General features: G+C 45.7%; 10 protein-coding genes. All 10 read right to left on the bottom strand.

Going from position 1 to position 12,650, the window contains the following annotated elements:
- Positions 1–47: 47 nt before the first annotated feature.
- Positions 48–1,976: a stage V sporulation protein D gene (locus AC58UW_RS03930; RefSeq protein ID WP_497419417.1), complete on the bottom strand. Its 1,929-nt coding sequence runs from the start codon at positions 1,974–1,976 to the stop codon at positions 48–50.
- 88 nt (positions 1,977–2,064) lie between these two features.
- Positions 2,065–4,278 carry a penicillin-binding transpeptidase domain-containing protein gene (locus AC58UW_RS03925; protein ID WP_497419416.1) on the bottom strand — a complete coding sequence of 738 codons (2,214 nt, stop codon included), beginning with the start codon at positions 4,276–4,278 and terminating at the stop codon, positions 2,065–2,067.
- Positions 4,279–4,293: 15 nt separating this feature from the next.
- A complete protein-coding gene (gene ftsL / locus AC58UW_RS03920) occupies positions 4,294–4,728 on the bottom strand; it encodes a cell division protein FtsL (protein ID WP_497419415.1) in 435 nt (144 codons plus the stop codon).
- A gap of 20 nt (positions 4,729–4,748) precedes the next feature.
- Positions 4,749–5,699, bottom strand: coding sequence for a 16S rRNA (cytosine(1402)-N(4))-methyltransferase RsmH (gene rsmH, locus AC58UW_RS03915; protein WP_497419414.1), 951 nt, complete (start codon positions 5,697–5,699; stop codon positions 4,749–4,751).
- A 105-nt stretch (positions 5,700–5,804) separates the two neighbouring features.
- Positions 5,805–6,242 (bottom strand): division/cell wall cluster transcriptional repressor MraZ, encoded by a 438-nt coding sequence (mraZ, locus tag AC58UW_RS03910; RefSeq protein ID WP_145656939.1) that lies wholly within the window; start codon positions 6,240–6,242, stop codon positions 5,805–5,807.
- 124 nt (positions 6,243–6,366) lie between these two features.
- Complete coding sequence (locus AC58UW_RS03905; protein ID WP_497419413.1) at positions 6,367–7,458, bottom strand: DUF4349 domain-containing protein; 1,092 nt, start codon at positions 7,456–7,458, stop codon at positions 6,367–6,369.
- 135 nt (positions 7,459–7,593) lie between these two features.
- Positions 7,594–8,856 (bottom strand): adenosylhomocysteinase, encoded by a 1,263-nt coding sequence (locus AC58UW_RS03900; protein WP_497419412.1) that lies wholly within the window; start codon positions 8,854–8,856, stop codon positions 7,594–7,596.
- Positions 8,857–8,868: 12 nt separating this feature from the next.
- Complete coding sequence (gene bshC, locus AC58UW_RS03895; protein WP_497419411.1) at positions 8,869–10,497, bottom strand: bacillithiol biosynthesis cysteine-adding enzyme BshC; 1,629 nt, start codon at positions 10,495–10,497, stop codon at positions 8,869–8,871.
- 158 nt (positions 10,498–10,655) lie between these two features.
- Entirely contained in the window at positions 10,656–11,618 is a 963-nt protein-coding gene (locus AC58UW_RS03890) for an ABC transporter ATP-binding protein (protein ID WP_157321594.1), read from the bottom strand.
- A complete protein-coding gene (locus tag AC58UW_RS03885) occupies positions 11,611–12,645 on the bottom strand; it encodes an ABC transporter ATP-binding protein (protein WP_497368734.1) in 1,035 nt (344 codons plus the stop codon). The genes AC58UW_RS03890 and AC58UW_RS03885 overlap by 8 nt, the downstream gene beginning before the upstream one ends.
- Positions 12,646–12,650: the final 5 nt, after the last annotated feature.

The raw sequence follows: 12,650 nt of genomic DNA, 5'->3' as shown, positions 1-12,650 counted from the left end.
TAAACATGTCTTACTTGCAAATCTTTTTTTAAATTGAAGAAAAATCCCTATTGCGGGGGCTCATTGTTCGATAAAAAGATACGAATCGTTGATCCTTGATCAACCCGTGTGCCTGCTTTCGGCGCTTGGCTGATCACATATTTGCCGTTGCCGGACTTTGCCAGCTTAAAATTCATGTTCAGATCTTCTAATATATCATCAACTGACGCTCCAACCAAGTCCGGCACCTCAACAACCGGCGTTTCCCCATATCGGTACTCTTTATCGAGCTGCTGTTTATTCGGCTCTACCTTCATATAGCGCAAAGCGTCAGCCATCATGTTCTTAACTAAAGGCGCTGCGATCAAGCCGCCAAATTGAATGCCTTTGGGGTCATCTACGGCCGCATAAATAACAATTTTGGGATTATCCGCCGGGGCAAATCCGATGAAAGACACGATATGCTCATCGGGGGAGTAACGACCATTGATAACCTTCTGAGCGGTTCCTGTTTTTCCTCCGACCCGATAGCCGTCGATAAAAGCATTGCGCCCTGTACCTAGCGCTACTACGCTCTCGAGCGCTTCACGGACCTGCTTCGAGGTTCCCTCGGAAATCACATTACGCACAAGTTCAGGCTCCGTGACATCAACGACTTCTCCCGTGTCCGGGTTCGAGAACGATTTGGCTACATAAGGCTTAAACAGCTTACCACCGTTGATAGCCGCAGATACAGCTGTTATTTGTTGAATTGGCGTTACTGAAACCCCTTGACCGAACGCAGTTGTCGCAAGTTCCACGGGCCCGACCTGAGAAGGCTTGAACATAATCCCGTTCTCTTCACCGCCAAGGTCAATGCCTGTCTTTTTCCCAAAGCCAAATTTGGAAATATAGTCAAAGAGCTTCTCTTTGCCTAACCGCTGCCCCATGACGACAAAGCCCGGATTACAAGAATTTTGAACGACCTGGAGCATCGTTTCGCTGCCATGACCGCCACGTTTCCAGCAACGCAGTCTAGCTCCTCCAACCTCGATAAAACCAGGATCATAGAAAGGTTCGTTCTTTAGATCTACCTTCTTTTCTTCCAGAGCCGCTGCAAGCGTAATGATTTTAAAGGTCGAACCTGGCTCGTACGTTTTCCAAATCGGCAAGTTCCTGTTGTATGTTTCTGCCGGATAATTTTTATAATTGCCTGGCTCATAGGTCGGTCTGCTGCCCATGGCCAAAATCTCTCCATTGTTCGGGTCCATCATAATCGCGACGACATTTTGCGCTTGATACTGGACCATGGCCTGGTCCAATTCTCTTTCCATCACAGACTGCAAATGACTGTCGATAGTCAGCTTTACGTTGAGACCATCTTTTGGACTAGTATACTTATCCGTTGTTCCTGCTAGAGGCCTGCCTGCTGCATCCGTCATATATGAAATGTTGCCGGGAATGCCAGTCAATTCCTTATCGTATTTCGCTTCAATCCCTGTAAGACCTTTATCTATGCCAGCAAAGCCTAGGATGTGTGCCGCCAAGTTGCTGAAAGGATAATATCGTTTATTATCTTCTGCGACTACAATCCCTGGAAGGTGCAGATTGCGGACTTCCTGCGCTTTCTCAATCGTTATTTTTCGGCCGGACGGCTTGATGTCGACTTGGGACGTTTTCTTCGTAATTTGCTTATAGATATCATCAGCATTTCCTTGGAGCACTTCCGCCAGCTTAGCTGCCGTACTTTGAGGATCTTGAATTTGAACTGGAATCGCCACGATCGTTGGCGTGCTCATGCTATAAGTCAAAGTGATCCCATTGCGATCCTGAATTTCTCCTCTTTTCGGCGCAAACTCAATCTGTCTCCTCCAGCTATCCTCCGCTTTATTCGCCAAGTCTTGTCCAATCCATAGCTGAACATAGGCCAAGCGGAGAATAAGAGCAGTGAAAATGATCGTGCCAATGATGAGCGCAGTAAACAATCTGCGGCGAACAGTAACGTTAGAAGCACGCATGAACGTTCAATCTCCCTTCCCAAATAAGTCAGTCTCATTCCTAACATGACTATTCGGGACAAACAGGGGTTAGAACAAGCCTATCGCTTTAAGGCTGCTTTGTACCTGCTACTGCTGATTTATCGCTTAACGGCTTAAGCTGCAGCGTTACACTGCGCCCTTCACCCTCTCCTGCACTCGTTTGATCCGAGACATAGCCTTCCCCTGAGGTTTGGCAGTCCACTTTAAAGAATGAACATGCTTCTACAGCATCGCGCAAGGATCGACCTACTAAGTTAGGGAGGGGCATTTCGCTAACGTTTTGCATGGCCACATATATTCGTTGCGTTGATAAGATTTCAGTACCCGGTTTCGGGAATTGATCGACAACTTTTTCTCCCTTACCGAAAACTTCCAAAGATAAGCCGCTCTCCTTCGCCGCATCTTTTGCACTCACCGACGTCATATCCATGAACTTAGGCACCGTTAGCTTGTTCGCTTCCTTGGCAACCATTTGCGTTTGCTTGCTCGATTTGACCCCCATATATTGCAGGGATTCACCAACAATATCTTTAAATGCTGGCGCTAGAACTTGTCCGCCCAGATGGTAATTGCCGTCAAGATCTGGCTGATCTGCAATCAAGGTGACGAGGATTTTGGGATTTTCAACGGGCGCATAACCAATAAAAGAGATGACCCACTTATTCGTCGAATACGTCTTTTCACCAGGAAGTACCAAGTTCGCTGTACCTGTTTTTCCCGCTACGCGATAACCTTCCATGAAGGCCAGTTTACCTGTTCCAATATCTTGGTCGGAAACGACTTGCTCCAAGTAGCCGCTAACCGTAGCGGCCGTCTTCTCACTAACGACTTGACGCACAACTTGCGGCGCAAAGGATTGAATCGTTTTTCCTGTTTTGGGATCTACAATATCTTTCACAATATGCGGCCACATGAGCTTGCCGCCGTTCGCCATCGCTGCATAGGCTGCTGTCTGTTGAATCGCCGTAACAACGACTTTCCCTTGCCCGTACGTTGCAGTTGCGTATTCAGAGGGATATTGCATATCGATGAGGCCCGATACTTCATTCGGCATATCGATATTCGTTTTGTCAGCAAACCCGAATTTCTCAATATAGCTTTTCAATTTAGGTTGTGTGAGTTTCTCAATACCTAGTTTGACGAAAGCTACGTTACTAGAACGCTTAAGTCCATCGAGATAAGAAATTTTGCCCCAACCAACGCGGTTATGGTCATGCAGCTCTCTATCCTGCACACGGATCATACCTGACTGGTACATCTCATTGGGATTAAATAACCCCTCTTCTACCGTACCGGCTAAAGTGACAATTTTGAATGTAGAGCCAGGTTCATAACGGGATGCAACCGCATTATTTTTAAAATCGCTTTGATCATTGATGGTCCAGTACTTATTCGGATTAAAAGTCGGCGTATTCGCCATACCCAAAATTTCCATCGTTTGGGGATCGACCGCGATAGCCGTTAAACTTTTGGGATGCCACTTCTCATTTACTTTAGCCAGCGCGCTCTCCAAATAGAATTGAATGTTCTTATCTATGGTAAGACGCACATTATTGCCGTCTTCCGCCGGTTTAAAATCAACTTTTGCATCCGGCAGCTCCACGCCTTTGCCGTCTTTTTCATAGCTCAGCATGCCAGGAACACCCTTAAGCGTATCGTCTAACTTCAGTTCTAAACCAAGTGCAGCTTTACCTTCTTTATTCGTATAGCCTAGAATATGGGAAGCTAGCGTTTCACCCGGATAATACCGTTTCTTTTCTTCAATGATACCGATTCCGATGTTCGCTTTTGTCGATTTATTCAGTCGCGTTTGCAGCGTTGCAATGAAATCACGAACTTGATCTGCCTTTTCCTTGTCAATTTTCCAGCCTTCGTTGCGAATTTCGACATTGACTGCGAAATCACTGCCATCCGGTTTCTTTCTCGTGGCAAGTTCCCGGATCTTATCTTCAAGCTTCGCTTTGGTCGTATCCGACTCTTTCAAAATATCCGCCAACCCTCTGGCAATATCATCTGCCGCATGCAAACTATCGATCATTTTGGGATTCAGCGTAACCGTGTAGGCGGTTCCTTCTTCTGCGAGCACTTTATTATTCCGATCCAAGATGGTCCCTCGAACAGGCGCAATAATTCGGTCCGTCTCCCATTTTTCTTCGGCTTGTTCTAGCAACCAAGATGCATCTACCACTTGAATCCAATAGACTTTAGCAATAAGGACAACAAAAAGAAGGGTGAAGAACCCTCCAATGAGTAAAGAACGCAGCTTAATTTTTTTTGTCATATAGATACCTGCCCGTTACGGTTTAGAAGCAACTTTAGTATTTTTACTGCTGTTTGTGTTTGTCTTCGGTTTGGCCGGAGTCACTAAACTTACCTTCTTGTCATCATCTAAATTAAACCCGAGGCGGACGGCTTCCTCTTTGAGACGATCAGGGCTTTGCAATTTCTCAACTTCCTGTTTCAAAGCGCTGTTCTGAGCTTGAATCTCGCGAATTTCCCCTTGCATTTTCAATATGCTTGCATTCATTTGATAGATGGACGCGTAACGCCAAATGATCACACCTGCGACAAGTACACAGAGGAGAACAGTAAATAGATACAACATTTTTTCTTGGGTCGGTAGAGATTTATTGCGATAAACAACCTTGGTTGTCTCCTTAATCTTAACCTTAGCTGCTGGAACAGTTCGTTTCTGATCAAGAGCTAAATTCCCCTGGATGTAAGATGGCATATCAACTTCCTCCTTTTGTGTCAAAGCTTTTCTGCAATACGTAATTTGGCGGATCTTGCTCTTTGGTTCACCTCAAGTTCATGCTCACTTGGAATGATCGGTTTACGTGTTACTAATTTAAGATCGCCGGATTTATCGCAAACACACATCGGAAACGCCGGCGGACACGTACATTTCTCCACATTTTTAACGAAAAACTGCTTGCAGATGCGATCTTCCAAAGAATGGAACGTGATAACCGCTACTCTTCCCTCTGGAGCCAAGCATCTCACAGATTGCTCCAAAGCCTCTTCGAAAGCGCCTAACTCATCGTTAACAGCTATGCGCAGCGCTTGAAAGCTTCTCTTAGCAGGATGGCCGCCTGTTCTTCTCGCAGCTGCAGGAATTCCTTCCTTAATCAGCTCAACAAGTTCACCTGTCGTTTCAATAGGTCCCTTGGTACGAGCTTCAGCAATAACACCTGCGATGCGGCGCGAGAATTTCTCTTCCCCGTATTCAAACAAAATTTTCGCAATTCGCTCAGGAGCCCATTCATTAACGATCGTTTTGGCGGTTAATTCCGTCGTCCGATCCATTCTCATATCGAGCTCTGCATCTTGGTGATAGGAGAAGCCTCTCTCTCCATCATCCAACTGCGGGGAGGATACACCAAGATCGAACAGAATCCCATCAACCTGCGGTTTCCCGTCGCGTAGTGCTCTCGGCTCATCCATGAGCACCTGCTCTAAATCTCTAAAGTTGCTTTTCACGATTTTCACACGATCTAAGTAAGGAGCTAACACAGTTTGAGCATTAGCTAGAGCAACATCGTCCTGGTCAAGAGCTATCAGTAACCCACTAGGACCTAATTTAGAAGCTATCAGGGAACTATGCCCTGCCCCCCCCATCGTACAATCCACGTATACGCCATCAGGCTTTATATGTAAACCTTGAACTGATTCTTCTTTAAGTACCGTCACATGATGAAACAACTTGGTGTCCTCCTAAGAGCTTTGCTTTAGCAAAGCTTTCTTCGTAAGCATAGTCTTTGTTTTGCCTTGGCAAAACTGTCTTCGTAAGCGTAATCTCTAAAACATCTATAAATCAAAATTAAAGTCGACGAGTTTCTCAGCAATTTCATTGAACGACTGTTCCGATTCATTGGCATAGCTTTCCCAAATTTGTTTACTCCAAATCTCTACTCGGTTGGAAACACCGATTACGACGCAATCTTTTTCAAGCTTGGCATGATCGACGAGATTGCCTGGAATATTAGCCCGACCTTGTTTATCAAGGTCGCACTCCGTTGCACCGGAGAAGAAAAAGCGAGTGAACGCACGTGCATCTGATTTCATCAGCGGCAATGCCTTCAGCTTTTGCTCAAGCACGGCCCATTCGGAGCGTGGGTACACGAACAAGCACTGATCTAGACCGCGAGTGATAACGAAGGATTCGCCAAGGGCTTCTCGAAACTTGGCCGGGATGATCATACGGCCCTTTTCGTCTATGCTATGTTGATATTCCCCCATGAACATAGCATGGCGCCCCCTTTCCCTCCACTTCGTACCACTTTTCACCACTTTTTAATGTTAATTCGCCAATAACGCAACAAATCCTGCTTCTTGAGCAGGATTTGTGAAAAAATTTTCATTTTTAGGTCTATTCTGCGTCTTTTGCTCCTTGTTTCTCTTCTTCAAGTGAGTTCAAAGAAGCATTTTGCTCTTTGAGCTGTTTTCGCGTAGCTTCCAAATGCTTGTGTCTTTTGCGTCTGTATACCCATATCGGTATACCAATCAACAGTACAATGACAATGATCGGGAATGCTGCTGCCAGGAAGACAAGTATACCTTGCAGCACCGCTACTAGTACATTTAGGCTAGAGTTCCAAGCTTTTTGGATGCGCTCATCTAAGCTAAGTTTACTTGGATCCGAAAGGAGGGGCTTCTTATCTGTTTGTTGATACATCCTGATTTCAATCGTGGAGTAAGCTACATTTTGATCCAAATACCTCATACGACCTTTGATCTGTTCGATCGCTTCTTGCACTTTAGAGAGCTCATTCGAGAAAGCCAGCAAATCATCTGTTTTTGAAGCCTTCTCCATAAAGCCGAGCAATCTCGTTTCAACCAACTGTTTGGCTTTCAAACGTGAACTGAGATCAACGTATTCTTCGGTGACATCCTGTCCCTGAACATTCCTTTGCAAAGAAGGACTTATCTTCTCTAAGCCATCCAACAAAGAAACAAAGCCATTGGCAGCCACTTTTATGGTATACGTGCCGCCTCTCTCTCCTGTATTGGCATTCTCCGAAAACTGCAGGATGTAGGCCCCACTCAAAGTCACAAGGTCTCTGAGCGCCGTTTGAGCCTTCCCGTAATCATCTACCGGCATAACCAAATTAGCCCGGTAGATCAGCTTGCGGTTAAAGCCCGCTGCTTCATCGCTGCCAGTTGCCGGCATGACAGTCATCGTAGCATCTTTGCCATCAGGTGGCGATTGAGCCGTCGCAGAGTCTGCAACTTTCCCGTTGAGATCATTCGCAACCTGTGCCTGAACGGCAGGAGCAGCAGCACTTTCGGCACGCGGCGCATCCATCTTCAACGCCCCACTGCCAGAACTCACTTTTTGCTCTGAAGACGTTGTTGCTTCATCTTTGGATGATGATGTGCCGCATCCTGCCAAAAGACCGCCAAACAGCATACATACAGCAAGCAGCAACGAAACCTTTTGACCCCACTTATTGACCCCCATTTTGCCATCCCCTCGCTACCAAATATAGGTTATACACCCTATAAACGGATGCCGCGCTTAGAATGTTGCAAAATTTTTACAAATAAAAAAACCTCTCAGACCACCCTAAAGCGGTCCGAAAGGCTCTCTTAATTCTTAATGCTCTGCCCAACTGTCCAGATACAGCTTTTGCTCATCCGTTAAGGAATCAATGCTTGTGCCAAGCGATTCCAATTTGAATCTTGCCACTTGCTCATCCAATACGTAAGGCACATTAACAACTGTTTTGCCTAATTTCTTATACTCGTCATTCACATATTTTAGAGACATGGCTTGCAATGCAAACGTCATATCCATAATTTCAGCCGGATGTCCATCACCTGCCGCCAAGTTTACAAGACGACCTTCAGCAAGCACATAAATTTTACGACCATCCGTCAGTTGATACTCTTCAATGTTACGACGAACTGTGCGTTTGGAGACCGATTGCGCTTCAAGTTCTGGTTTGTTGACTTCCACATCGAAATGGCCCGCATTCGAAAGAATAGCGCCATCCTTCATCACTTTATAGTGCTCGCCGCGAATAACATCACGGTTGCCCGTTACGGTTACGAAGAAATCACCTAATTTCGCCGCTTCAACCATCGGCATAACCGCAAAACCATCCATGTAAGCTTCAACGCCTTTGATAGCGTCAATCTCAGTTACGATAACATTTGCGCCTAGCCCTTTAGCCCGCATCGCAACACCTTTACCACACCAGCCGTAGCCAACAACAACAACTGTTTTACCCGCAACTACTAAGTTCGTTGTACGGTTAATACCATCCCAAACGGATTGGCCTGTGCCGTAACGGTTGTCAAACAAGTATTTACAGAAGGCATCGTTAACAGCAACCATTGGGAATTCAAGCTTCCCTTCTTTTTCCATCGCTTTCAAACGAAGAATACCAGTTGTTGTCTCCTCAGCACCGCCGCGAACTTGAGCAGCAAGATCTTTACGCTCGGAGTGAAGAATGGATACCAAGTCCCCACCATCGTCAATGATCAGATCAGGCTTAGTTTCCAGCGCTTTAATCAACAATTCCTTGTACTCTTCTGGACTAGGGTTGTATTTCGCGAATACCGTAATGCCGTCTTCAACAAGCGCAGCACATACATCATCTTGTGTAGACAGCGGATTACTGCCAGTAATGGTAACTTCCGCCCCGCCTGCTTTCACCACTTTAGCCAAGTAAGCCGTTTTCGCCTCCAAATGTAAGGAAATGGTTACTTTTAATCCTTTAAAAGGCTGTTCTTTTTCAAATTGTTCACGGATACGGTTCAAAACAGGCATATGAGCCTGAACCCAATCAATTTTCAAATGTCCTTCAGGTGCCAGCGTAATATCGGCAACAATACTTTTTTCAACAGTTGTCATGTATACTTCCTCCTACAAATAATAAACACGGTGCAAACCGTCCACAGGAATCGGCGTCTCGATAAGTGCACGCAGCCAATCATTCCCATATCGATTCATATAAACACATCCATTATACACTCTTTCTTGCGGCTTTGCTAACGGTATTATGGTGAGTCGAATGCGCTCTAATTGTCTTAACGTCGCATCAAACTGCGTTTTGTAAGCATCCGAAGCTTTATTTTGCAGGAATTCTATCTGTTCTAAAATTTTCGTCAGGTTCGTATCTCCGAGCTTTTTAATGCCTGGATTGATCACGGCTAATGATTCAACAAGAGGCGCATAACTGGTCTCAAACTCACTTTTCACCTTATCAAAACGTTCACCTAGCCGCAATGTATCTTGCGCATCAAGCCAATCCTGCTTCTTTTGCTCAAAACGATACAGGACATCCTCAAACGTAAAATCATACTTGTGCATTTGCTTCTGAACGGTACCTTCAATCATAGTAAACTCCAAACGCGGCACAACAATCGGCATTTTCATACCAAACTGTTCAAAAGCCTGCTTCGTGAGCGCCCAGTAAGCAATCTCACCGGCACCTAACACACTGGCCAGCACAGGGAACAAAAACTCCTGCATAAGCGGCCTGGACATGACATTGTTGCTTAACTGCTCAGGGCTTGTTACTGCCAGATCATGCAACTGCTCTTTGGTGAAGCGATATTCCTTTTTCTTATCTGTAAAATACTCGCCTTCACGGTGCAGAAGCAAACGGTGTCCTCCCGCGTAAATAAAAAGATTAGCCCCATCATTCGCTATTTCCGCTTGACTGTTATACCCTGCTCGCTGAACGTCGTCTTGACTCTTCATTAGGGAGGCTGCGAAAGCTTCATTTTGCAATACAAGCTGTTCGAACATCTCTGTTTCAATTGCACGAAGGGCAGGTTCATCTGAATCAATCAGAATAAGTCCGTATTCACCAAACAAGACAGCCATCCAGCGGGCAAAAGCATCGGAAAGTGTTGCGCTGCCTTCCGTAGTGTTTTCTAATTTCGCCATCAGAGAAGCTTTGAACTCTGTATCCATCAAAGATTGATTGAGTGCCTCCAAGGCTTCCTTCCACGCTTCCGGCTGAAGCGGCAACTTGCTGACAGACGTGCGCTGACCAGTTGGGTGGTCCACCTTCATTTTGTCAATCTGCTGCGCATTCGACAGGACGTGCATATGATTTACTTCGTCAAAATCATGGTCTTCGCCAGCGATCCAGAAAATCGGAACGACCGGACGATTTAATTTGGCGCTCCATTCACGAGCAAGCTGAATAATCGTTATCGCTTTGTACAAAACGAGCAGCGAACCGCCGAACAATCCTGCTTGCTGTCCTCCAACAATGGCAAGCGCTTCTTGGCTAGCCAGTGCAGTAATCTGATCCAAGGCAGCCCCGGTATTACCAATTCTCTCGTTGTATGTTTTCAGCGCTTCCGCCAAGCGTCCGCGATCAGCCTTCCATGCGGAATGCCCTTCATCTAGCCACTTAACGCGAGTTTGCCAATCTTCTTGATTTCCAAAATAATATGGAAATAATGGTGCAGCTTCTGCTGACTGTTGAATATAATCCTCAGCTAGTTTCTGACTCTTTTTCCAATGAAAAGTTTCCATTTGCATATGCGACTAGTGTCCCCTCTTCATACCAAATAAAACAACTATCCTTTGATTGTACACGGTAGGCTTGCAATCGTCAAAACTGTATTTCAATTAATTACAATTGAATAGTCGAATGCCAAAAAGCCGCCCCTCTCGGGACGGCTGATGAAAGCTTAGTACAAATGACAAGCTACGAAGTGATTCGGTTCCACTTCTTTGCTAGGCGGCATCGATTCCGCACATTGCGGCATCGCCTGCGGACAACGCGTACGGAACGGACAACCGCTTGGCGGATTGAGCGGGCTCGGTACGTCGCCTTGCAGAATGATGCGCTCGCGCGTACGCTCGATTTCCGGATCTGGAATCGGAATCGCCGAAAGCAGCGACTGCGTATACGGGTGCAGCGGTTTCGCGTAAAGATCATCGGAAGTTGTAACTTCAACTAGGTTACCAAGGTACATTACCCCGATACGGTCAGAAATGTGCTTAACCATCGCCAAATCATGCGCGATAAATAAGTAAGTCAAGCCCATTTCCTTCTGTAATCTCTTAAACAAGTTTACAACTTGAGCTTGAACGGAAACGTCCAATGCCGAGATCGGCTCGTCTGCAATAATGAATTTCGGCTCAATCGCAAGCGCGCGGGCAATCCCGATACGCTGACGCTGACCTCCGGAAAACTCATGCGGGAAACGGTTCGCATGCTCATCGTTTAGACCAACAGCGCGAAGCAGCTCCATAACGCGTTCTTTACGTTTAGCGCCGCTGTATAATCCATGAATATCAATACCTTCAGCGATGATATTCCCAACAGTCATACGCGGATTCAATGATGCGTAAGGATCTTGGAATACCATTTGCATATTCCGGTTAAATTCTTTCAGCTTTTTGCCCTTTAATTTATGGACATCTTCGCCGTCGAAAATAACTTCGCCTTCTGTCGCATCATAAAGCTTAATAATCGTTCTACCTGCCGTGGATTTCCCACACCCGGATTCCCCTACGAGACCGAATGTTTCACCGCGGTTGATTTCGATCGAAAAATTGTCAACGGCTTTCAACACTTTCCCGTTGCCAAGATTAAAATGCTTCTTCATATTACGAATTTGCAGAATTGGTTTATTGGCATTAGACATGTTGATGACCTCCCACTCCTACAGGACGTTCAACTTTCGGCGCATCAGGATGCAACAGCCAGCAAGCAGAACTATGCGTCTCGGAGAGCGTAGTGTGTTCCGGATCTACTTCCAAGCATTGGTTCATTGCATAGGGACATCTAGCTGCAAATGCACAACCTTTTGGAGGCGCAAATAGATCTGGCGGTGTACCAGGAATCGGTACAAGTTCTTCATTCGCATTTGTGTCCAAGCGCGGTACGGAACGAAGCAAACCCCATGTATAAGGATGCTGCGGATTGTAGAAAATCTCATCTACAGTTCCTTGCTCGATGATTTTACCTGCGTACATAACCACGACACGCTGCGCCATATCGGCTACAACACCGAGGTCATGCGTAATTAAAATAATAGATGAGTCCGTCTTCACGGAAATTGTTTTCATCAAATCAATGATTTGAGCTTGAATCGTAACATCTAGAGCTGTTGTTGGCTCATCCGCAATAAGAAGCTTAGGAGAACAAGCAAGCGCAATCGCGATCATAACACGTTGACGCATACCACCAGAGAGCTCATGCGGATATTGATGGATACGGCCTTCAGGCGAGTTGATACCGACAAGCTTTAGAATTTCAATTGCTTTCTCGGTTGCTGCCTTCTTGCTTAATCCTTCATGCTTGATAAGACCTTCTGTAATTTGATCGCCGATTTTCATCGTCGGATTAAGTGAGGTCATCGGATCTTGGAAAATCATACCGATTTCGGATCCGCGAATTTTTTCCATTTGTTTGTTGGAAAGTTTAGTAATATCCGTTTTTCCGTCAAACATGATAGAGCCGCTTTTTATATAACTAGGCGGAGTAGGAATTAAACGCATGAGCGTTTGTGCCGTTACGGATTTACCGCAACCGGATTCACCTACAATCGCCAACACTTCACCTTTTTTCAAAGAAAAAGATACGCCGCGAACAGCTTGAACTTCCCCCGCATACGTACGGAAAGAAACTCGCAGATCTTTTACTTCAAGCAAATTGTTATTGGTGCTCATCATTA

The organism is Paenibacillus sp. J22R160, assembly GCF_059692135.1.
This window is presented reverse-complemented; position numbering and strand designations above follow the sequence as displayed.

Bases quoted from the DNA above. Each gene is read 5' to 3' on its own strand.
- AC58UW_RS03930 (WP_497419417.1), bottom strand. From the start codon at position 1,976: ATGCGTGCTTCTAACGTTACTGTTCGCCGCAGATTGTTTACTGCGCTC.
- AC58UW_RS03925 (WP_497419416.1), bottom strand. From the start codon at position 4,278: ATGACAAAAAAAATTAAGCTGCGTTCTTTACTCATTGGAGGGTTCTTC.
- ftsL (WP_497419415.1), bottom strand. From the start codon at position 4,728: ATGCCATCTTACATCCAGGGGAATTTAGCTCTTGATCAGAAACGAACT.
- mraZ (WP_145656939.1), bottom strand. From the start codon at position 6,242: ATGTTCATGGGGGAATATCAACATAGCATAGACGAAAAGGGCCGTATG.
- AC58UW_RS03905 (WP_497419413.1), bottom strand. From the start codon at position 7,458: ATGGGGGTCAATAAGTGGGGTCAAAAGGTTTCGTTGCTGCTTGCTGTA.
- AC58UW_RS03900 (WP_497419412.1), bottom strand. From the start codon at position 8,856: ATGACAACTGTTGAAAAAAGTATTGTTGCCGATATTACGCTGGCACCT.
- bshC (WP_497419411.1), bottom strand. From the start codon at position 10,497: ATGGAAACTTTTCATTGGAAAAAGAGTCAGAAACTAGCTGAGGATTAT.
- AC58UW_RS03890 (WP_157321594.1), bottom strand. From the start codon at position 11,618: ATGTCTAATGCCAATAAACCAATTCTGCAAATTCGTAATATGAAGAAG.
- AC58UW_RS03885 (WP_497368734.1), bottom strand. From the start codon at position 12,645: ATGAGCACCAATAACAATTTGCTTGAAGTAAAAGATCTGCGAGTTTCT.